The sequence below is a fragment of the Actinopolymorpha alba DSM 45243 genome, assembly GCF_000373925.1.
GTDB lineage: Bacteria > Actinomycetota > Actinomycetes > Propionibacteriales > Actinopolymorphaceae > Actinopolymorpha > Actinopolymorpha alba.
On sequence record NZ_KB892764.1, the window covers coordinates 12,326 to 33,972 of the forward strand.

At 69.8% G+C, this 21,647-nt stretch carries 18 protein-coding genes; 11 read left to right on the forward strand and 7 right to left on the reverse strand.

Annotated elements, in window-relative coordinates:
- Positions 1 to 398 precede the first annotated feature (398 nt).
- The 3 genes from hpf to B141_RS0121450 all read left to right on the forward strand — a co-directional run bounded on the left by hpf (position 399) and on the right by B141_RS0121450 (position 2,980).
- Positions 399 to 1,067: a ribosome hibernation-promoting factor, HPF/YfiA family gene (gene hpf, locus B141_RS0121440; RefSeq protein ID WP_020577238.1), complete on the forward strand. Its 669-nt coding sequence runs from the start codon at positions 399 to 401 to the stop codon at positions 1,065 to 1,067.
- A 165-nt stretch (positions 1,068 to 1,232) separates the two neighbouring features.
- Positions 1,233 to 1,646, forward strand: coding sequence for a response regulator (locus tag B141_RS41945; RefSeq protein WP_020577239.1), 414 nt, complete (start codon positions 1,233 to 1,235; stop codon positions 1,644 to 1,646).
- A gap of 113 nt (positions 1,647 to 1,759) precedes the next feature.
- Positions 1,760 to 2,980 (forward strand): winged helix-turn-helix domain-containing protein, encoded by a 1,221-nt coding sequence (locus B141_RS0121450; protein ID WP_026257442.1) that lies wholly within the window; start codon positions 1,760 to 1,762, stop codon positions 2,978 to 2,980.
- A 240-nt stretch (positions 2,981 to 3,220) separates the two neighbouring features.
- Here the strand turns inward: B141_RS0121450 and B141_RS0121455 are convergent, their stop codons facing one another.
- A complete protein-coding gene (locus tag B141_RS0121455) occupies positions 3,221 to 4,345 on the reverse strand; it encodes a GNAT family N-acetyltransferase (protein ID WP_020577241.1) in 1,125 nt (374 codons plus the stop codon).
- A gap of 352 nt (positions 4,346 to 4,697) precedes the next feature.
- Here B141_RS0121455 and secA point away from each other — a divergent pair, with 352 nt between their 5' ends.
- On the forward strand, positions 4,698 to 7,535 hold the full coding sequence (gene secA / locus B141_RS0121460) for a preprotein translocase subunit SecA (RefSeq protein WP_084678430.1): 2,838 nt from the start codon (positions 4,698 to 4,700) through the stop codon (positions 7,533 to 7,535).
- Positions 7,536 to 7,678: 143 nt separating this feature from the next.
- Here the strand turns inward: secA and B141_RS41950 are convergent, their stop codons facing one another.
- Complete coding sequence (locus tag B141_RS41950) at positions 7,679 to 8,302, reverse strand: Rv3235 family protein (protein WP_020577243.1); 624 nt, start codon at positions 8,300 to 8,302, stop codon at positions 7,679 to 7,681.
- Between the two features lie 59 nt (positions 8,303 to 8,361).
- Entirely contained in the window at positions 8,362 to 9,240 is an 879-nt protein-coding gene (locus B141_RS0121470) for a LysM peptidoglycan-binding domain-containing protein (RefSeq protein WP_020577244.1), read from the reverse strand.
- A gap of 362 nt (positions 9,241 to 9,602) precedes the next feature.
- Here B141_RS0121470 and B141_RS0121475 point away from each other — a divergent pair, with 362 nt between their 5' ends.
- Positions 9,603 to 10,157, forward strand: coding sequence for a hypothetical protein (locus B141_RS0121475; RefSeq protein WP_020577245.1), 555 nt, complete (start codon positions 9,603 to 9,605; stop codon positions 10,155 to 10,157).
- A 5-nt stretch (positions 10,158 to 10,162) separates the two neighbouring features.
- Here the strand turns inward: B141_RS0121475 and B141_RS51570 are convergent, their stop codons facing one another.
- Complete coding sequence (locus B141_RS51570) at positions 10,163 to 10,396, reverse strand: helix-turn-helix domain-containing protein (RefSeq protein WP_020577246.1); 234 nt, start codon at positions 10,394 to 10,396, stop codon at positions 10,163 to 10,165.
- A gap of 287 nt (positions 10,397 to 10,683) precedes the next feature.
- Here B141_RS51570 and B141_RS41955 point away from each other — a divergent pair, with 287 nt between their 5' ends.
- The 4 genes from B141_RS41955 (at position 10,684) to B141_RS0121500 (ending at position 14,503) form a co-directional block, all read left to right on the forward strand.
- The gene (locus B141_RS41955) at positions 10,684 to 11,358 is read left to right on the forward strand and encodes a hypothetical protein (RefSeq protein WP_157181180.1); all 675 of its coding nucleotides are present in this window, start codon (positions 10,684 to 10,686) and stop codon (positions 11,356 to 11,358) included.
- A 4-nt stretch (positions 11,359 to 11,362) separates the two neighbouring features.
- Positions 11,363 to 12,667 (forward strand): CpaE/TadZ family protein, encoded by a 1,305-nt coding sequence (locus B141_RS0121490; RefSeq protein WP_020577248.1) that lies wholly within the window; start codon positions 11,363 to 11,365, stop codon positions 12,665 to 12,667.
- Positions 12,668 to 12,763: 96 nt separating this feature from the next.
- Positions 12,764 to 13,648 (forward strand): RNA polymerase sigma-70 factor, encoded by an 885-nt coding sequence (locus B141_RS0121495; RefSeq protein WP_020577249.1) that lies wholly within the window; start codon positions 12,764 to 12,766, stop codon positions 13,646 to 13,648.
- 3 nt (positions 13,649 to 13,651) lie between these two features.
- Positions 13,652 to 14,503, forward strand: coding sequence for an SDR family oxidoreductase (locus tag B141_RS0121500; RefSeq protein WP_020577250.1), 852 nt, complete (start codon positions 13,652 to 13,654; stop codon positions 14,501 to 14,503).
- Here the strand turns inward: B141_RS0121500 and B141_RS0121505 are convergent.
- The 3 genes from B141_RS0121505 to B141_RS45935 form a co-directional block, all read right to left on the reverse strand.
- Complete coding sequence (locus tag B141_RS0121505) at positions 14,493 to 16,907, reverse strand: polysaccharide lyase 8 family protein (protein ID WP_020577251.1); 2,415 nt, start codon at positions 16,905 to 16,907, stop codon at positions 14,493 to 14,495. The genes B141_RS0121500 and B141_RS0121505 overlap by 11 nt on opposite strands.
- 101 nt (positions 16,908 to 17,008) lie before the next feature.
- On the reverse strand, positions 17,009 to 18,370 hold the full coding sequence (locus tag B141_RS0121510; protein WP_020577252.1) for a hypothetical protein: 1,362 nt from the start codon (positions 18,368 to 18,370) through the stop codon (positions 17,009 to 17,011).
- The gene (locus B141_RS45935; RefSeq protein ID WP_020577253.1) at positions 18,367 to 18,873 is read right to left on the reverse strand and encodes a cupredoxin domain-containing protein; all 507 of its coding nucleotides are present in this window, start codon (positions 18,871 to 18,873) and stop codon (positions 18,367 to 18,369) included. Before B141_RS45935 ends, B141_RS0121510 begins: the two co-directional genes overlap by 4 nt.
- 143 nt (positions 18,874 to 19,016) lie before the next feature.
- Here B141_RS45935 and B141_RS0121520 point away from each other — a divergent pair, with 143 nt between their 5' ends.
- Together B141_RS0121520 and B141_RS41965 are read left to right on the forward strand one after the other, a co-directional pair.
- Positions 19,017 to 20,450 (forward strand): WS/DGAT/MGAT family O-acyltransferase, encoded by a 1,434-nt coding sequence (locus B141_RS0121520; RefSeq protein ID WP_020577254.1) that lies wholly within the window; start codon positions 19,017 to 19,019, stop codon positions 20,448 to 20,450.
- Positions 20,451 to 20,490: 40 nt separating this feature from the next.
- On the forward strand, positions 20,491 to 21,528 hold the full coding sequence (locus B141_RS41965; protein ID WP_020577255.1) for a patatin-like phospholipase family protein: 1,038 nt from the start codon (positions 20,491 to 20,493) through the stop codon (positions 21,526 to 21,528).
- Positions 21,529 to 21,647: the final 119 nt, after the last annotated feature.

A 21,647-nucleotide genomic window follows, 5' to 3' on the forward strand; every position in this document is an offset into this window, starting at 1 on the left:
GCTGGACGCCAGGCCGAAGCGATCGGTCACGTCCGGCAAGCCGATGCCAGCCGCAGGCTAAACGGCCCACGTAAGGCGACTTGTCGTCGACCGATCACGGTGCGGCTTAGATGTAAGCCCTGCCCCGGCGGAGGGTCCGATGCCCTCCGACACGGGAGAAGGGGAGTAGTGGCACAAAGCGCAACGCAGCCGCGAGACCCTCGGCAGGCGGATGTGGGGACGAAGACCAGGTCGGCCGGGCGGGTGCCGCTTTTCAACAAGTCCATCCCAACTCTCCGCGTGGGTCATATTCACCGTCTCAGGTGGGTATGACCGCATACACCTGCCTTTTGACCCCCTACGGGCCGGTCCGAGGCGGACGGAGACGCCAGAGAGTTCCTTTTGTTGGGGAGGTTCGCGTGGACGTTGTGGTCCAAGGTCGGCACTGTGCGGTGACCGACCGCTTTCGCCGGCATGTCAGGGAGAAGTTCAGCCGCCTGGAGCGGTTCGCCGCGAAGATCATCCGTATCGAGGTGGAAGTCTCCAAGGAACACACCCGGATGGCCAACCAGTCAGAACGGGTCGAGCTCACTGTCTACTCGCGTGGACCGCTCGTAAGAGCCGAGGCGACCGCCGAGGACCGGTTCGCGGCCCTCGACCTGGCCCTCGACAAGCTGCTCGCCCGACTGAGGAAGGCCGCCGATCGTCGGCGGGTCCACCACGGCGCACGAACGCCCAAGTCAGTCGCTCGCGCGACCGCGGAGGCGGCCGAGGACAACGGCCGGCGGGCGGCCGAGGCGGAGCAGGAGGCCGAGGCGACCACCGAGATCGAGGTCATCGGTGGCATCGAGGTCGTGGGCGACGGGCCGCTCGTCGTACGTGAGAAGACTCACCTTGCCGAGCCGATGACCCTCGACCAGGCGTTGTACGAGATGGAGCTGGTCGGCCACGACTTCTATCTTTTCGTCGACGCGACCACGCTGTGTCCAAGCGTCGTCTACCGTCGGCGTGGCTACGACTATGGCGTGATCCGTCTCGAAGGTGCCGCACAGCAGGCCGCCCTGGCCACCGTGGCGCGACGCGGATAGGAGCACGGATCGGATCCACCCAGTCGCCGCCAGCCGCGAGGGCTCCCGCCCGGACGGGTAGCCACATCCTTGGCCAAGAACCAGCCGAGAGGGAGTCCTGTCGTGGTCGGAGGCAGCACACAAAAAGCGGCACGTAGCGTCACCGGGGCATGCAATCATGCCCCGGTGACCCAGGCCTCGCACCTTCGCGCGGGACCGCACGTCCCTGATGCGCTCCGCGTGGTCGTCGTCGATGATCAGGAGTTGCTCAGTAGGGGGCTGCGGCTGCTCCTTGACCAGGAGCCCGACATCGAGGTCGTCGGTGAGGCCTGCGACGGTCCGGCCGCTCTTCACCTCGTCGGCCAGCACCTTCCGGACGTCGTACTCCTGGATCTCCACACGCCGTCATGGGACAGCGGCGAGCTGTGCCGGAGGATCAAGGCGCTCGCGCCGGCGACGAGGATCGTGGCCCTCACCGACGTCCACGACCAGTCGGTCGCGGTGCAGGTCGTGGGCGCCGACGGTCAGGTCGGCAAGGACAGCCCGATCGAGGATGTCGCCGGCGCGGTCCGGCTGGTCGCCAAGTCACGGGCGGCGTAGGCCGGGTTCGAGCCGGGCTCGCCACTGGGCCGCTGGTCGCTCTGGGCTGTCGATGGCTCCGGGCTGCCGGTGTCATTGGGCTGCCGGTGTCACTGGGCGGCTGTCGGTGCTTCGTGCGAGAGTTTCTCGCCGTGGAGATTCTCACCGTCGCGCAGGCCCGGCGGATCACTCTGGCCGCCCAGGGGTTCGCCGACCCGCGGCCGAAGGGCCGGCCGGATGCCCGCGCCCTCGCCCGGGTGCTCGGGCGGATCGGGTTGATCCAGATCGACAGCGTCAACGTTCTGAGCAGGGCGCAGTATCTCCCGCTGTGGAGCCGACTCGGCCCCTATCCCACCAGCCTGCTCGACCGGGCGGCCGGCGCGGCGCCGCGCCGGCTGTTCGAGTACTGGGCCCACGTCGCCTCGCTGGTCCCGGTGTCGACCCAGCCGGCCCTGCGGTTCCGGATGGCCCGGGCCAGCCAGCAGGCCTGGAGTGGCATGCGCCGGCTCGCGACCGACAAGCCCGACTTCGTTGGCTGGGTTTATGCCGAGGTCCGTGACAAGGGCCCGTTGACAGCGCGCGAGATCGAACACGACGTACCCCGCCGGCGCGATCACTGGGGTTGGAACTGGAGCGACGTCAAGACCGCGCTGGAGTGGTTGTTCTATTCCGGGCAGGTCACCTCGGCGCGCCGCAACGGCGCGTTCGAACGCGTCTACGACCTCCCGGAGCGGGTCCTTCCGCGCGAGGTCGTCGACACACCGACCCCGACCATCGAGGAGTCCCATCGCGAGCTGGTCCGCATCGCGGCAAGGGCCTACGGCGTCTCCACACCGCAGTGTCTGCGTGACTACTTCCGGCTCTCGCCGGCCGAGACCGCGGTCGCGGTGGCCCAACTCGTGGAGGACGGCGAGCTCATCCCGGTCGGCATCGAGGGCTGGAACCGCCCCGCCTATCTCCACGCCGAGGCACGGATCCCGCGCCGGGTGCGGGCCCGTGCCCTGGTTGGCCCGTTCGACTCCCTGGTCTTCGAGCGGACCCGCGTGGAGAAGCTGTTCGGGTTCCGCTACCGGATCGAGATCTACGTCCCCGCCGAGCAGCGGGTCCACGGCTATTACGTTCTCCCGTTCCTTCTGGGCGATCGGCTGGTCGCCCGGGTCGACCTCAAGGCAGATCGGGCGGCGGGCACGCTGCGGGTCCAGTCGGCGTACGCCGAAGACCACGCTCCGCCCGAGACCGCGGGGGAGTTGGCCGCCGAGCTCACCGCCATGGCCGGCTGGCTCGGCCTGTCTGGTGTCGAGGTCGTCGAGCGCGGTGACCTTGCCGTTCCCCTCCGCAAGGCGCTTCCGATGTGAGCGGACTGGCGGGCGGCGGGCCCGCTCGTGCCGCAGGTGAGCAACGATTCCCGCAGGTGCTTTTCAGCCGAGGGGCAAAAGTGGCATGCTCTGACACTGGTTTCCGGCGAGGCCACGTCGCTCCCCGCCCAGCCCTACCCGAGGGGGCGTTCGCGGCGAAGGTCACCGGGGCCTGGGGCGGCTGTCCGGCGTGGGAGGCAGCCGCCCCTTCCTGTGGCCGCCTCAGTTGCCTCAGTCGCCTCAGCTGCTCGAGATCTCGCTGGTGAGCAGGTCGAAGCCGACCAGATCGTCGAAGGTGCCGTCGCCCAGGCGCTGGTCCGCCCGCCACGTCCCGGCGCGGCGGAAGCCGGCGCGTTCGGCGACCAGCTGGGAGGCGGTGTTGGTGGCGGCCGCGCGCAGCGTGAGCAGGCGCAGGCCCAGCCCGCCATCCTCGACCGGGATGGCGGCGTGCCGGATGATCATCCGCGTCGCCTCCGTGGCGACGCCGCGTCCTCGGGCGCCCGGGTGCACCCAGTACCCAATCTCGCCCGACCCCATCGTGCGGTCGATGTCCATGAGGCCGAACGACCCGACGCAACGGTCGGTCGCCGGGTCGGCGGCAGCCCAGTAGATCCCCTGACCGCTCGCGTGGTCCTCCTCCCGGCTCTGGATGTAGCCGAGCGCATCGACATTGGTGTACGGATCGGGCAGAGCACTCAGCCAGTGGCGGGTCAGCGGATCGGTGCAGCCCTCGACCACGGCGTCGACGTCGGTCTCCCGGAACCTCCGGAGCACGCAGCGCTCTCCCCGAAGGGTGGGCACGTCGTACCACGGACTGGTGGGTTCGCGCGGATCCCGCGGGCGGAGCGACCCGATCCAGCCGTCGTAGCGCTGACCGCGGGACACGCAGAGCCCGCGGACCGCACTCCCGATCTGGAAGCCGACCCGCCAGGCCACCCGGCGGGACAGCCAGTTGCCGATGTGGGCGCGCCAGTGCACCACGTCCAGGCCCAGAGCGCCCGCGTCGAACGCCCAGTCGACCAGCGTGCGGACGGCAGCCGTCATGGCGCCCTTGCCCCGAGCCCGCGGCCGCAGCCCGAAGCCGATCTCGCCGCCGCCGGCACCCTTGAGCCGGATATCGAGCGTCCCGAGGTATTCGTCCGAAGCGGGATCCGCGATCGCGAAAGCGAGGTAGCTCCCGTCCCGCCAGCCGGCCGGAATGATCGTCTCCACGAACTCCTCAGCGTGCTGGCGGGTGTAGGGCACCGGTATCGACGTCCAGCGCTGGGACTCCGGATCGAGCGACTGGTCCAAGATGCCGTCGATGTCGTCCTTCCGGTGCGGACGGAGTACGACGGCGCCGGCGGTGAGGCGTACGGGATCCATGAGGGGATACTGCCTACCCGACGGCCCAGGATCAAAGCGGTTGCACTGATCAAAGGGCGGGGATTGATCAGGCCAAAGAGACCAGGCTGTTCAAAACTGGATGGCGCCCGCGAGAACAATCCGGCCGTCTGGATCGTTCGTGTGACGGAGGTCTCTCATCCTGGCCGGGCCCACGCCGGGTGATCCGGCTGCCACCATGGGCGGGAGGAGAGACCACCGGAGAGGGGCGACGTCGAGCTTCGGGCTCCGGGAGCCGGATTGCGGCGTCGCCTACCATGGCCGGAGACGTGTCGAGGGTGTTGAATACACATCTGCGACACAACCTCTGACGCAATGTAGTCGCGACCTCCAGATGAGGAGCCGAGAGTCCGTGCCTGCCCTGCTCGACAAGATCCTGCGCGCCGGTGAGGGCAAGACCCTCAAGAAGCTCCAGGCGATCACTGCCCAGGTCAACGCCATCGAGGACGAGTTCAAGGCGATGACCGACGCGGAGCTTCGCGGCATGACCGACGAGTTCAAAGCGCGGTTGGCTGACGGCCAGACGCTCGATGACATCGAGCCGGAGGCGTACGCCACCGTGCGGGAGGCGGCCAGGCGCACCCTCGGCCAGCGCCACTTCGACGTCCAGATCATGGGCGGCGGCGCGCTTCAGCGCGGCAACATCGCCGAGATGAAGACCGGTGAAGGTAAGACGCTCGTGTCGACCCTGCCGGCCTACCTCAACGCGCTGACCGGCAAGGGCGTCCACATCATCACCGTCAACGACTACCTCGCTCAGTACCACGGCGAGCTGATGGGGCGGATTCACCACTTCCTCGGTCTCTCCGTGGGTTTCATCCTCGCCCCCATGAGTCCGGCCGAGCGCCGGGAGGCGTACGCCTGCGACATCACCTACGGCACCAACAACGAGTTCGGGTTCGACTACCTCCGCGACAACATGGCCTGGAGCCTGGAGGAGTGCGTCCAGCGCGGCCACAACTTCGCGATCGTCGACGAGGTTGACTCCATCCTCATCGACGAGGCGCGCACCCCGCTGATCATCTCCGGCCCGGCCGAGCAGAGCTCGAAGTGGTACGAAGAGTTCGCCCGGCTGGCGGCCCGGATGCGGGCCGACGTCGACTACGAGGTCGACATCAAGAAGCGCACGGTCGGCGTCCTCGAGCCCGGAATCGACAAGGTTGAGGACAACCTCGGCATCGACAACCTCTACGAAGCGGCCAACACTCCGCTCGTGCAGTTCCTCAACAACGCGATCCGCGCGAAGGAGCTCTTCCACCTCGACAAGGACTACGTCCTCATGGACGGCGAGGTGCTCATCGTCGACGAGCACACCGGTCGCGTGCTCCACGGTCGTCGCTACAACGAGGGCCTCCACCAGGCGATCGAGGCAAAGGAAGGCGCCCCGATCAAGGACGAGAACCAAACGCTCGCGACGATCACGCTCCAGAACTTCTTCCGCCTCTACAAGAAGCTCGCCGGCATGACTGGTACGGCGATGACCGAGGCGTCGGAGTTCCAGAAGATCTACGGCCTCGGCGTCGTTCCGATCCCCACCAACAAGCCGATGGTGCGGCTCGACGCCGCTGACCTGGTTTATCGCACCAAGGACGCGAAGTTCGCCGCCGTGGTCGACGACATCGCCGAGCGGCACGGCAAGGGCCAGCCGATCCTGGTCGGTACGACGAGCGTCGAGCAGTCGGAGCTCCTGTCCAGCCTGCTCAAGCGGCGCGGCGTACCCCACGAGGTCCTCAACGCCAAGCACCACGCCCGTGAGGCGGCGATCGTCGCCCAGGCCGGCCGCAAGGGCGCCGTCACGGTGGCCACCAACATGGCTGGTCGAGGCACCGACATCATGCTTGGCGGCAACGACGAGTTCCTCGCCGACGCCGACCTTCGGGCCCAGGGTCTCGACCCGGTGGAGCACGCCGAGGAGTACGAACGCGAGTGGCGGGAAACCCTCGCGCGCCACAAGCGAGCCGTTGCCTACGAGCATGAGGAGGTCACGGCTCTCGGCGGCCTCTACGTCCTCGGCACCGATCGGCACGAGTCCCGGCGGATCGACAATCAGTTGCGTGGCCGCTCCGGCCGTCAGGGCGACCCGGGGGGGACCCGGTTCTATCTGTCCCTCGAGGACGAGCTGATGCGGCGCTTCAAGTCCGACTGGGTCGACTGGGTGCTCACCAGCCTCAAGATTCCCGACGACATGCCGATCGAGAACAAACGGGTCACCGGCGCGATCGCTTCGGCGCAGGCGCAGGTCGAGTCGATGAACTTCGAGATCCGTAAGGACGTCCTGAAGTACGACGACGTCCTCAACCGCCAGCGGCACATCATCTACGACGAGCGTCACCGTGTCCTCGAGGGTGAGGACGTCCACAGCCAGATCGGCCCGATGATCGACGACACCATCGAGTCGTACGTCGTGGCCGCCACCGAGGGCTACGCCGAGGACTGGGACCTCGATCAGCTGTGGGCCGATCTCAAGCAGGTCTACCCCGTGAGCTTCAGCATCGCCGACCTGGAGGACGAGGCCGGCGGCAGGTCGGGTCTCACCCGGGAGTTCCTGCTCGAGAAGCTTCGTGAGGACGCGCACGGGGCCTACGAACGCCGCGAGGCCGAGCTCACCTCGGAGGTCATTCGCGAACTCGAGCGCCGCGTGATCCTCGAGGTCCTCGACCGCAAGTGGCGCGAGCACCTGTACGAGATGGACTACCTCCGCGAGGGCATCGGCCTGCGGGCGATGGCACAGCGCGACCCGCTGGTCGAGTACCAACGTGAGGGCTACGACCTCTTCGCGGCGATGATGGACGACATCAAGGAGAAGTCGGTCGAGCACCTCTTCAACCTCGAGGTGCGGGTCGCGTCCCCAACCGTCTCTGAGGCCGACCAGGCGCAGGCGGAAGAGGCCGTGGTGGACGGGCACGAACACCCGCAGGTGGTGGCCCGCGGGCTCGCCGGGCCCCAACGGCCGACTCGCCTCTCCTACACCGCTCCCACCGTCGACGGTGAGGGTGGTGTCGTCCAGCGGAACGAATCCGCGGCTGCTGGCCGACCCGGTAGCGGTGGCGGGGCCGGTGCCAACGGCGACTACCCCGGAACGCCGCGCAACGCGCTCTGCCCGTGCGGGTCAGGTCGTAAGTACAAGCGGTGCCATGGTGACCCCAAGGTGCGGGCCCGGATGATGGGCTGACCGCGCCGCGGCCGGTCAGCTCCCACCGACCCCGAGCAATCAGCGCAAGACAAACAGTCAGGTGCCCCAGACGGATGTCGTCTGGGGCACCTGACTGTTTGGGTGGGGGACGGCCAGCTCGCCGACCAGCGTCAGCGTGCGGATCAGCCGAGCTCCAGGGCCGTGCAGCGCCAGCGCCCGTCGAGTCCTTCGATGCGCAACGCCACCGCGCGCGACCGTCCGCCGTGGCGGACGTGAACCGACGCCTCGGCGATCCCGTCGCACGGCTCGCAGACATGCACCGACCGGACGATCGCCCGCTCACGTCCGCCCCGGCCGATGAGCCCGGCGGAAGCGGATCCGACGGCGCGTACCCGAGCGATGACGTCGCCGTAGACGTCCGCGTTGGTCCAGCGCAGGAGCTGTGCGGATGGGCGGTCGCCGGTCAACACCTCCACGAGGGCCTGGACGAACCGCCCCGACCACGACCGTGGGTCCGGCAGTGCGAGCCGCGGCGTCGGCTGGGGCGCGAAGAACGGGTCCTCCGACTCCTCCTCAGACGTGTCGTCATCAACGACACTCAGATGGCGCTGCGCGGCTGTGACCGGGGCCGAGGGACCGGTCGCCAGATCGAGCGCGAGTGAGCCATGCGTGAGTGGCTCCAGACCTGACGCGGCCTCGTGGTGGTTGTCGTACGGCGGCTCGGTCGCAGGGGCGGGCACCCGCCGGGGAAGGTGGCGAACGGTGCTCTCGGCTCTGGACCGCGGCAGGGTCTGGGTGGCAGTCATCGGTGAATCCCCCGGTCGATGTCAGTGGTCGATGTCAGTGACGGATGGTGGGCTCCGCTTCAGGCCGGCGGAGGTGGGGTGAGCACCTGGCCGGGAAGGACCATGTCGGGGTTGTCTCCCACGACCTGGCGGTTGGCGTAGTACCAGCGGTGCCACTCGCGGTTGATCTCGGCGTTGCTCGCTCCGTCAGGAAGGTGCTGCCTGGCGATGTCCCACAGGTTGTCGCCGCGCTTGACGACGTACTGCTCCTCCGCCTGGACATGACGGGTGGGCGGTCGGAGCACAGGGTCGGTGGTCTGAGGGCGTTCGGGATTGGGCAGGCCGGCCTGGCTGGAGGTCGGCCGATCAGGCATCGGCAGCTCGTCGCGGATGTCGGAGCCACCGGGACGGTCGAGGTTGGGCAGCTGAATGCCGCTCGGGAGTTGGTTGTCCACTGTCCCGGCGCGGTCGAGGTTGGGCAGCTGGATACCGCTCGGGAGCTGGGTGTCCACCGTGCCGGCGCGGTCGAGGGAGCCCGGACGATCAAGGCCGGGCAGTAGCTGAGCGGCCGCGGCGGCCTGGGTGGGCTGGTTGACGGTCGCCGCGTGGGCAGGCAGCGCACCGAGCACGGGTCCTGCGGCGACCGAGATGCCGAGCGCCACCCGCGCCACCCGGCGATAGACGGCGGGCGTCATGCGTTCGGCGAGCGCGCCACAGGCGGATCCGAGCGCACCGGGAATCGCCGAGAGCGCCATCAGAAGGGTGCCGAGGGCCAGCCAGGCGAAGCACGCCCAGGCCAGCAACGCCACCACGAAGATCAGTAGGGAGTCGAAGGTCGGATTGCCGCCCTGGACTGCGCTCCAGCTTCCCGCGGTGAGCCATCGGAGGAGCCAGCCGCCGACCGCGAACGCGAGGAGCACGCCGATCGGTGAGAGCACCCGGCGAGCGATCCTCATCATTGACCTCCAAACCGTTCGTTTGCTTGCGTTTGCTTTCATACTCTCCCGTTCGTTGACCTGTCAAGGTAGATCCCAGGATGTCCCGGATGTGCAGGCTTCCACACCTGCCGCGAACGCCGGCTGACCAGGGGTTTGGCGCTCGCTCCAGCGTGGCGCACTGTCGCCGCGCGCGGCCACGGTCGACTTCTCCGTTGCCGCCGTCGCCGCGTGGCACTGCCTTACAAAGGTCCGATCTGACCTTCGTCGCGCTCGAAAGCATGCGTTTGCCTGTGTTTGCTTGTAGAAACGTCCAGTCAGGTCGCTGACATGCCGTCGCGAAGGGGGCCCGGTATCGGCGACTTGGTGGCAGTACGGTGGGGTCCGTGCGCTGGGAGAGTCTTTTCGCCGACCTCGATGCTCAGATGGAGGAGCTCGAGGCTGCCGAACTCGCGTCAGAGGTCGCCGACCGTACGCGCCGTGAGGTCGCGAAGTTCCGTCTCGTCGACCGGCTCCGCCCGACCTTCGGGCATCCGGTCACGGTCTTCACCCTCGGCGGTGGCAAGGTCGCCGGGCGGGTCGCCGGCGTCGGCTCCGACTGGCTTCTCGTCTCAGAGGGCCGGATGTATGAGGCGCTGGTCCCGCTGGACGCGATCACGGGCATCACCGGTCTGGGCTCCCTCACCGCCGCACCCGGCAGTGAGGGCAAGGTCGCCGCCAAGCTGACGCTCGGCTATGCGTTGCGCGGCATCGCCCGCGACCGTGCGCCCGTCGCGGTGGCACTGCGCGACCAGACAGTCGTCACCGGCACCATCGACCGGGTGGGCGCTGACTTTTTCGAGATGGCCGAGCACGGACCGGCGGAGATCCGGCGTACGCGAGACATCACCGGCGTGCGGACGGTGCCGTTCGCCGGTGTGGCGTTCGTCCGGCGTTCATGAGCGGATCAGAAGTCGTCGGCCTTGCCGTAGGGGTGTGCGGAGATGAACTCTCGGGTCTCCGAATACATCCGTTCGATGTATTGCTCCAGGGCGGCAGCCTCGACCCGCCACTGGCCGCGCCCGCCGATCTTGATCGCCGGAAGCTCGCCGCTGCGGACCAAGGCATAAGCCTGCGCGGACGAGATGTTGAGGACCTCAGCAACATCGGCCAGCTGCAGAAACCTTGGTGTGGCAGGCAATGCGATCTCCTTCCGGACTTGGTGCTTTGCAAGTCTGCCACGCGGTTGCTTGCGGTTGCGTTCACTTGTCCACAGGTTCGTGAGACCGATTCCAGATGGCGTGTCGCCACGAGCGGTCGGGCCAGCGGTCCTGTGGACAAGAACACGCACGCGGGATCTCCGCGAACCCCCGGCCGAGTGGCCCGTCGCACATGGGGCAGGTCGGGACCAGCCGGACCGAGCGCCGGTCACGCTCGGTGCCGTAATGTGTCTCGACGCCCTCACGACCATGAACCGGAGGACAGACCTTGTCGGACGTGCCGTCGCCCCGGGCCACTCGGCAGCCGCGGCCCCGGTGGCTCGATCCCAAGCTTTTCCTGGGCATCCTGCTCGTGCTCGCCTCGATGGCGCTGGGGGCCCGGGTGATCGCCCAGGCGGACGCGACCGTCGAGGTGTGGGCCGTCAAGGACGACGTCGACCTCGTGCCGCCAGCCACGCTCACGCAGGACCAGCTGATCGCCAAGACCATCCGCTTCACCAGTCAGGGCGACGCCGACCGGTACGTCTCCGCCCGCGAGCAGATTCCGGCGGGCGCGCGGATGGTGCGGGCCGTCGGCGGGGGTGAGTTCCTTCCCCGCGACTCCTGGACCAACAAACCAGACACGAAGCTTCGGGACGCGCCGGTTCCGATTGCCGCCTCGCTGCTGCCGAAGGGCATCAAGGTCGGAGATCGGGTGGACATCTACTTCGTCGCCGGCAACGACGACACCTTCCCACCCAAGAAGGCGCTGCTGGCCGCGAGTGATGTCATCGTGGTGGCCCTGCCCAGTGGTGGCGGGCTGAGCGGTGGTGACGCGAGCGCGACGATCCGGGTGGCTCTGGACCAGATGAGCACGGGACTGACGCTCGAGCAACTCGTCGCCGACGCCGCCAACGCCAAGGCCGTGGTCGTCAAGCACGTCGCACCGGAGCCGAAGAGGTGAGATCGTGAGCCTGCCCGTCCTCACCGCGGTCACCGGTGCGCAGTGGGAGTCCGACCTGGTGAGTGCGCTGGAGCGCAGCGCACTCGGCCTCGACGTCGTACGCCGGTGTGTGGACCTGCCAGACCTGCTGGCCACCGCGCAGTCGGGCCAGGCCAGGGCGGTCCTGCTCTCGGCCGACCTGCGCCGCCTCGACCGCGACGCCGTAAGCCGGCTCATCGTGGGCGGGGTCGCGGTGGTCGGTGTGGTCACGCCGGGCGACCTCGACGGCGAGGACCGGCTCCACCGGCTCGGCATCCGCGCCGTCGTTCCGGCCGACGCGCCCGCCGACGTCCTCGCGAGCGCGGTGGCGGAGGCGGTCGAGCTCGCGCAGTCCTCGGGTGGGGCGCCGACGGCGGCGTTCGCGGTGTCCAACCCCCGCAGCACGATGCCCAACCTCCCGCCGGCGCAGGAGGTTCCGGCGTACGAACCCACCACGGGCACCGGCCAGCTGATCGCGGTCTGGGGTCCGACGGGAGCACCCGGCCGGACCTCCGTGGCGATGACGCTCTCGACGGAGCTGGCGGTGTTCGGCGTCCCCACGCTGCTTGCCGACGCCGACGTCTACGGCGGGGTGGTGGCGCAGGCCATGGGTCTCCTTGACGAGGCGCCGGGTCTGGCGGCGGCCTGCCGGTCTGCCAACAACGGCACGCTCGACCTGCCGGCGCTGGCCCGCCACGCCCGCGAGGTCCTTCCTCGCCTGCGGGTCCTCACCGGGATCCAGCGCTCCGACCGCTGGCCGGAGCTGCGCGCGTCGGCGCTCGAACAGGTCTGGGAGTATTCCCGCCAGCTGGCCGCGGCGATCGTGGTCGACTGCGGATTCTGCCTGGAGCAGGACGAGGAGATCTCCTTCGACACCGCGGCGCCCCGGCGCAACGGCGCGACCCTCACGACGATCGAGCTCGCCAACACGGTGGTCGTGGTGGGCTCGGCCGACCCGATCGGACTCCAGCGCCTGATCCGTGGCATCGAGGAGCTGCGGGAGGCCGTGCCGGGAGTCACGCTGCGGGTCGTCGTCAACGGCGTCCGCAAGGGCCCGGTCGGCGGTGATGCCGAAGGGCAGATCCGGGACGCCCTCCGCAGATACGCCGCGGTCGACACGGTGGTGTGCGTGCCGTACGACCGGACGTCGTTCGACACCGCCCTCGCCCAGGGACGCACCCTGGCTGAAGTCGCGCCCAAGTCGCCGGCCCGTCCGCCGCTGCGGGGCCTGGCTGCCGAGCTGATGGGCATCACGCTGCCCCGGCAACGACGCCGGCAGAAGAAACGCTGAGCCGAGCGCACCATGAGTGCCGAGGCACCCGACGGGAGGTGGGGGTGGGCCCAGACGGATGAAGCCCGAGGAGGGCCGGAACCCCAAAGCCTGCTGGTGTTCGAGACGGAGCGGGCGAGGTTGTTCGCGCTCGCCTACCGCCTGCTGGGCTCGGCGAGCGAGGGGGAGGACGTCGTTCAGGACGCGTTCCTGCGTTGGCACGGCGTCGACCAGTGTCAGGTCGACTCGCCCCGGGCCTGGCTCGCCAAAGTGGTCACCAACCTGTGCCTCACCCGGCTGACCGCGGCCCGGACGCGGCGCGAGACGTACGCCGGGCCCTGGTTGCCCGAACCCGTCGCCACCGACACCGGGGCCCTCGGCCCGCTGGAGACGGCCGAGCAGCGGGAGCTGGTGTCGTTCGCACTGCTCACCCTGCTGGAGCGGCTGAATCCGGTCGAGCGTGCGGTCTTCGTGCTGCGGGAGGCGTTCGGCTACAGCTACCGCCAGATCGCGGCCGTTCTGGACCTGTCCGAACCCAACTGCCGCCAGCTGGCCAGCCGGGCGCGTGGCCGCCTGACCGAGGCGCGGACCAGGTTCGAGGTGAGTGGAGTGGAGCGGCGCCGCCTGCTCGAACGCTTCCTCGCCGCGGCGCGGGTCGGCGACCTGGCCCGGCTCGAGCGGATGTTCGCGGCCGATGTCGTGGCCTGGACCGACGGCGGGGGCAAGGTGTCCGCCGCGCTCCGTCCGGTCATAGGGCCGGCCAAGGTGGCCCGCTACTTCGTCGGCGGACTCGCCCGCGCGGGTGCCGTGAACCTACGCATGATGGAGCTCAACGGCCAGGTCGGGTTGGTCGCAACGGCCCCTGGCGGCGCGGTGTTCGGAGCCGTCACCCTCGAGGCGGTGGGCAGCCAGATCAGCCGGGTCAGGACCGTCGCCAACCCCGACAAGCTGGCCTACCTCGCGAAGCAGTTGTCACATCCGCACGCCGTCCTTGGTCCATAGGGCGTGGAGACAGGCATTCTCGTCACGGGCGGCACCGGCACGGTGGGCCGCCACGTCGTACGCCGGCTCGCCGCGGCGCGGGTCGCGGACCTGCGGGTCTTGAGCCGGCGGGCCCGACCGCCTGGGGAGGAGACGCCGGCCAGGTGGTTCGTGGGCGAACTGGTGAGCGGCGAAGGACTCGAACCCGCGCTCGCGGGCGTCGGCACGATCATCCACTGCGCCGGGGACGCGCGTCGGCCGAGCCGCGATATCCCCGCGGTGGACGGCCTGGTGGCGGCGGCCCGTCGTTCGGTGGCGACCATTGGTGCGCCGGCCCCACACCTGGTCGTCGTTTCGATCGTCGGGATCGAGCGGATGCCGTTCGCCTACTACCGCATCAAGGTGGCGGTCGAGCGTCTTGTCGAGGCCTCGGGACTGCCGTGGACGATCCTGCGGAGCACGCAGTTCCACGACCTGATCTACCGCCTCGTCGGGGGACTGGCCAGGCTGCCGGTGGTGCCGGTGCCGGCGGGCGTGCGGTTCCAGCCGATCGACGCCGACGAGGTGGCGGCCCGCCTGGTCACGCTGGCACGGGGTACGCCGACCGGCCGGGCGGCAGACCTGGGTGGCCCGCAGGTCCTCGGCTTCGACGACCTCGTACGCGGCTACCTGCACAGTCGGGGACTACGGCGTCCGATCCTGCGGGTACCCGTCCCAGGTGCCTTCGCCCGCTCGCTGAGGGCAGGGGCGAACCTCACGCCGGACCACGCCGACGGGCAGCGTACGTGGGCGGCGTTCCTGGCCGAGCAGGCCGGGACCGGGCCCGAGACAGGGACCGGGGCCGGGACCGGGTCCGAGACCGAGATCAGCGGGTGAACCTCACCCGATGGCTCGCGCCGGCTGAGGCGTGGACGTCGACTCGCAGGCGGATCGTCGGCTCGACGGACAGGACAGTCACGGTCGGATCGGCGTCCGCGGACTTGAAACCATGCCGGTCGAGACTGAGGGTGACGGTCGTGCCGTCCTGGGTGGGATCGGAAACGGCGAGCGTGAGGGTCCCTCGCCGCTCGCGGACGAGGACGGCGCAGGGCGCGTCGACCTGGATGTCCCGGACCCCGCCGGGCCGCCAGAAGTTGGCCGCGAGGACGCCCGACGGGTGCGCCCAGACGGCCTGGACCGCCGAGCTGTTGGCGAGGACCTGGAAGCCCGGATCCCGAGCCAGCTCGGTCGTACGCCGCGGCGTCGCGCCCGGGACCACCACGTAGGCGTACGACGCGTCGCTGGGGTCGACGCCATGGTCGAACCACATCGTCAGGTAGCGCCGGGTGATCGGCGTGATGGGCCCGGACTGATGGATGTCCCGCCACGCGCCGGTCCGAGCCTCCCGCCGGACCTTCAGCCGCCCGCCACCTGGGACGAGGAAGCCGCCCACGCCGTCGAGGTGCGCCCAGCTGGCACCGTCGATGCTCTCCTCCGACCCGAGCTCGCTGACCCGGGTGGCGCCGTTCACCGCCAGCCGGTTGGTGCCGTCGGCGTGGAGGTTGCGGTTCTCGACGATGGTCTCCACCCGGTGACCGGACGAGCCGGTGATCCCCGCACCGAGGGCGATGACGTACTCGTCCAGGCAGAACCAGGACTTGCGGGCGACCAGTGGTGACACGGGTGCCTCGAGGTGCTGCCCGACGGTGGCGTACCCGTCGAGCGTGGCCCCGCCGACCCAGGTGGCGGTGGGTGGGCGGGCCTCACCCCACTGGCCGCCGGCCCGGTTGGGCAGCGGCTTGGTGTCGACCGTGATGCCGGGCAGGCGCGTGAGGTCGACCGTCGGCCAGAACTCGTCGGCGTACTGACCGTTGTCGCCGTCGTAGAGGTACGTCATACCCGAGCCGGTGTGGTAGCCGCGGTCGTTCTCGCCGTTGCCGCACTCGTAGTAGGAGATCCGTTTCGACGCCATCGAGATCGCGTACGCCCAACCTGGCCGGCGGTGTACCGAGCGGGCCATGCTCGGGAACAGATGATGACCGGCCGGCTCCGGCACGGGCGCGATTCCCGACTTCTGGAGCGTGGTGACCAGGACCGCGCGGGGGAGTGAGGCGCTCGCGAGGATGTCGGAGAACGTGTCACGGTCGAGCCAGCCCGCGACCCTTGCCCGCCAGCGGTCGCCAAGCGAGGGTTCGACGCCGTCGGCCATCCGCAGGATCGCCTCGATGGTGGCGTAGCCGTCGCCGTGGTCGGACGCGTTGTAGCGCGAGATCCCCCGGCCGCGGACGAAATCCATCATCCGGGCGTCGTGGATCACCGGCGCGAACGTCTGCTCCACCGCGTCGAAGAGGATCTGGCGGCTCGGGTCGGTGATCTCGTACGCCGACCCGGCGAACAACGCCAGCAGCTTGCCGAGGCCGCCGAGCAGCACGTTGCCGTAGGTGCCCGTGTAGGCGACCCAGGTGTGCTGGACGAAGGAGCCGTCGCGGTAGAACCCGTCTCCGGTCGTGACGTACTGCCATACGTCGACGAGTCCGTCGCGGGCGCGGGTGACCTTGGCCGCGTCCTTCGTCGCGATGCCGCGAACGGCGACGGCCTGGCAGAGGTCGACCCGGTTGGCTCCGGTGGAGGTGACCTTGCCGCGTTCGGGCGGGAACTGCTCCCACGGGTCGGGCACGAACCAGTCGATGGCGCCGGCGTACCGCTCCATCGCGTCCGCCGGGATGTGGTCGTGGAGCAGGCACATGGCGTCGGCCAGGGCCCGGCTGGCGCCGATCTCCCAGCTCCACCAGTTGCCGAACTCCTTCCGGCCGGCGTAGTAGCCGAACTGGTTGACCGTCTCCAGGCCAGCCAGCGTGTCGGCGAGCAGCGCCTCATCGGCGTGGAAGCGCGAGCCCCGGGTGGCCCAGGCGGTCGCCATCCGGGCGAGGAAGACGAGCGTGTTGGAGATCTGGGCGTCGTTGGCCATGCTCTGGTCGTTGAAGACCCGGTCGCGGTGCGGCGTTCGAACGATCCGGCCGAGGTCAGCCTGGACAGCGGCGTCGAGCCCGCGGAGAGCGGCCGCGATCGCGGGTTCGGTGGGGTCCACCTGGTCGCCGCCGGTGAGCGTGGCGACCCACGTCTCGCGGAGAGCGTCGAAGGTGTCGCCGGCCGCCGTGTCCGGCCCGCCGCTGGGACCGGTAGCCGCAGTCGCCTGGTCGCGGTCGAAGGGCACGGCTGAGAGTAACGTCGCCGCCGTCGCCCCGAGGACCAGACGCCGGGGGAGACGCGGCGGCACTGCGTTGGCATGGTGGTCGGGCACGGCGCACCTCCGAGGGGGACCGGTCCAGGCGCTTGGAAGGTACTTGTCCGGGCGTACGCCGGGAAGCTCAATTGGCTGCTTCGGCCACACCAGGGAGGCGCTCAGGTCGCGAAGAGGAGCGTGAGCCCGCCCAGGGTGTAGCCCACCATCACGACCAGCAGCGGGAGTTGGCCGAGCAGGGCGGTCCGGCGTGGAAACAGCGCGGCGGCCCGGTCGTGGGCGGCGATGACGCCGAAGACGTGCCCGACAACGACCGCGCCGACCTTCACCAGCGCGACGAGTTCGGGGCTGTTGGCGAGCGTGGAGTCGACGCCGCGTCCGGAGAGACCGAGCAGGTTGGCGCCGTTCGACAGCGGATCGGACAGCTGGATCAACGTCCGCTGGCCTTCGAGCACCAGCAGCGTGAAGTAGTGGGCGATCATGTAGCCGAGGGCGATGGGCATGACGGAGGGTGCGAACGCCTGCGGCAGCCCGCTGCCGCCGCGGACCCCGGCCATGCCGCCGGCGACGATCGTGCCGGTCCAGAAGGTCCCGGCGACCAGGAGGATGAGGCAGGTCAGCGCGGTTGTGCCGGCGAGGACCTCCGGGACACCCGAGCCCTGCACGAACCGCACCCACGAAGTGCTCTGCGAGAACCCGTCGTACGCGGTGGACCCGAGCAGCACCGAGATCACCGCGACCAGGCCGGGCGCTGCTGCTCCCGAGCCGGGCAGCCGCGCCAGGTGGCCGAGTGGGTTACGCAGCACCAGCCGGCCGTCGGCCGCCCGGCGGGCGAGCGGGGAGAGGTGCCCGAAGAGCTTCGAGTAGACCTCGAAGGGATCGCCCCGATCGAACCACCGGGAGCCGTAGATCACCGCGGCCATCAACGACAGCACCGCGTACACCGCGAACCACATCCGCACGACAGGCAGCGTGGTGTTGGACGGCGCGATGAGTTCCAGCCAGACGAAGCCGAAGAGCCCGACGGCCGCCGGCCAGTAACCGAGGCCGGCTGGGAGCGGGAGCAGGCCGTCCTCTGGACGCGTCCGCAGGAGCCACGACACGAGACGGTGGAGGGTGCGGAGCGGGTTGACGAGCCGCCACACCGGCCCGAAGGCGACCGACAGAGGGACCAGGCCGACCCAGAAGAGGACGTAGACCACGCCGAAGGTCGGGTTGACCAGGAGGTCGGGCCCGAAGAGCGCGGCGACGAGGACGTACGCCGTGGTGAGTAGGCCAAGGATCTGGAGGGCCAGCCGGAAGGCGGCCGAGTCGACCAACCGGGTGAGGCGTTCCGGCAGCACCCAGCCGGCGTCGGCGTCCTCAAAGCGTGGTGTCCGCCAGGCCCAGGCCAGGATGGCGAACGACACGAGCAACGCGACAGCCGCGCCGACGAGCGCGGTCGAGAACGGCACTGGCAGGTCGCCGCGCCCGCCCACGCCGTGGGCGAGGACGGTCACGCCGCCGGCAGCGCCGTCGGTCATGGCGTGACGATGAGCTGGTAGACGAGTGCGCCGGTCTCGTGGGTCTCGATCTCGAACCTGCCGGTCTGATCGGCGACGAACTCCAGCGAGCTGGCGGCGCCGGGCTTGATGGCCAGCGCCTTGTCGTACCCGTGGACGTGGATCTCGTCAGCCGCGTCGCCTGACGCCTGGATCCGCACGGTCGTGCCGGCCTTGACCTTCACCTGTTCGGCGTTCGGGGACACCTTGCCGTTCGCGATCGTGATGTCGAGCACGGTCGCCCGCACGGTCGGGGTCGAACTCGGGGTCGAGCTCGGGGTGGTGGACGAGGGCGTCGACGGGGTGCTCGCGTCACCAGAGGGGGTCGGGCTCGCCGACTGCTCCGTGGTGTTGCGTGGAGACGCGGCGGGGTCGGTCTCCCCGCCGCTCGCGCAGCCGGCGAGCAGGCCGCCGGTGAGGCCCGCGAGGACGAGGGCGGCCGCCGAGGCTCGGGCGACCCGGCGGGCAGCGGTGATGCGGGGCATACCTGGGCAACCTCCGTGGAACGACGGACGAGGTGGTCGGCCGCTCACGGTACGCGTTCTTCCTGAAAGCCTGTGCATCCGGGCGGCCGCTGGGAATGTACGAGCGTGCCACCATGAGGGTTCCGAGGAGCGGGAGGTGCGGGATGCCTGATCGGCTGAGTGCGGTGGACCTGTCGTTCCTGTATCTGGAAGAGCCGACGACGCCCATGCACGTCGGCAGTGTCGGGTTGTTCGAGACGCCTGCGGGCGGGTTCGGGTTCGAGATGCTGCTCGCGCTGGTCCGGGAGCGGTTGGCGTACGTCCCGCGCTATCGGCAGCGGATCCGGTGGGTTCCGGGCAACCTCGCCAACCCGGTCTGGGTCGACGACGAGGACTTCGACCTCACTTACCACGTACGCCGGTCCGCGGTCCCGAGGCCGGGCACGCCGGACCGCCTGCGCGAGCTGGTCGCGCGCATCATGAGCCGGCCGCTGGACCGCTCGAGACCGCTGTGGGAGATGTATCTCGTCGAGGGTCTGGAGGAGGGCCGGTTCGCGCTGCTCTCCAAGACCCACCAGGCCGTCATCGACGGCATCACGGCCGTCGACATCGGCCAGGTGGTGCTCGACGGGACGGCACACACGCCGGACGCACCGGCGGACAACTGGGCACCGGCACCCGAGCCGTCATCGCTTGAGTTGCTGGCGGGCGCGCTCGTGGACGTCGTACACCGGCCGGGCGATCTGCTAGACGCGGCTCTCCGCACGGTCTCCGACCTACCCGTGGCCGGCGGCCGGTTGGCCCGCGGCGTGGGTACGGCGGTCGGTGGCGTGGTGACGGCGATGCGGACGGCCGCGCGGCCGGCCCCTGGCAGCCCGCTCAACGTCCCGATCGGGGCGCAGCGCAGGTTCGCCACCGTCGACACCCGGCTCGACGACTACCGCGAGGTGCGGGCCCGGCATGGTGGCGACATCAACGACGTCGTCCTCGCCACCATCGCGGGTGCACTGCGGTCCTGGTTGTTCACCCGCGGGGTCCGGGTGTCCTCGACGACGTCGGTGCGGGCGCTGGTCCCGATGAGTGTGCTCACCGGCGAGGGACAGAGCCGGGTGGCGGAGTACGTCGTCGACCTTCCGGTCGGTGAGCCGAGTCCGGCGATGCGGCTTCACCAGGTGTCGTACGCGATGAAGGCCCATCAGGAGACCGGCCGTGCCGTTCGGGCCCGCGCGCTCGCCGGTATGGCGGGGTTCGCGCCACCGACCCTGCACGCCCTGGGTGCCCGGGTGGCGAGCTCGCTGTCACGGCGGATCTTCAACCTGGTCGTCACCAACGTCCCCGGCCCGCAGACGCCGTTGTATGTCGGTGGGGCGCCGATGCTGACGACGTACCCCGTCGTGCCGCTCGCGAAGGGGCAGGCGCTGGCGATCGGCTTGACGTCGTACAACGGCACTGTCTGCTTCGGTCTGAACGCGGACCGCGACGCGATGTCTGATCTGGACGTACTCGCGCAGTGCATCCCGGATGCCCTGGCTGAGCTGGTCGGCGTTGGGGAGCCAGTCTCAATACCACCCGAGCGTCGGCGCGGGAGGGCACACTGAAAAGCGGAGAGGACTCTGAGCCCACGGTGAGGAGGACGCCATGAGCCGCCCGCGACGTGGTTTAGTACTCGGTGCGGGCGGTGTACTCGGCGCCGCCTGGATGATCGGCGCATTGTGCGCGCTGGAGGAAGAAACCGGGCTGGTAGCCACGAAGGCGGACCTCCTGCTCGGAACGTCCGCGGGGTCGGTCGTCGCGGCTCTCCTTGCCGCCGGGGTCTCTCCGGAGGAGCAGCGCGCGCATCAGCGAGGCGAGGTGCTCGACGGGAGCCCGCTGGCCGGGGTCGAGTTCGACTACGCGCTGGGCGGGCGGCCTCCCACACCGTGGCCCGGCGTGGGATCGGCCCGGCTGCTGGCCGCGATCGTTCGCGACCGGCGCCTTCTCAGTGCTCCTGTCGTACTTGCCGGATTGCTCCCTCGGGGACGCGGATCGATCAACGCCCTCGCCGAACTCGTCGACCAGGTTGTCCCGAGCTGGCCGAAGCGTCCTGAGTTGCAGGTCGTCGCGATGGACTACGACGCTGGCCGCCGGGTCGTCTTCGGTGCCGCGTCCAACGGCGCCATGCCTCCCTCGAAGGCGGTGACCGCCTCCTGTGCGATACCCGGGTGGTTCGCGCCCGTGGAGATCGACGGTCGCGTCTATGTGGACGGGGGTACGACGTCGATCGCCTCGGCCGACCTGCTGGCCGGCCGGAAACTCGACGAGGTCTATGTCCTGGCGCCACTGGCCTGGCTCGCGTCGCCAGAGTCGATGGGTCCGTCGATGTGGATGCTGCAGCACTGGCGGCGTGCCCTGACCCGGCAGCTGAGCCATGAGGTCGAGCAACTACGTGCCGAGGGGACCCGCGTGACCATCCTCGCCCCGTCGGCCGAGGACCTCGTGATTCTTGGCCCGAACCCGATGGACGAACACCGGCGGCTCGAGGTTCTCGAGACGTCCCTGCGGACGAGCCGAGCCGCGGTCCGGAGCCTCAGGCACCGGCGTACCCCTCATGCGGGTTCGGCGCGGGCGGTGCGCCACCACCGCGCCATGCACCACGCCACCGGTGTGTCGAAGGTCCGCCGGCGCGGGGGATCGTAGAACACTCTCGGCTGACTGCCGCCCCGCCCGCCTGGCGTGTCTGAGCGCCGGAACCAACCGTCAGGTGCGTGCGCCGTAGATTGGCAGCCTGGAACGGTCAGGCGAACACTGATCGCGGA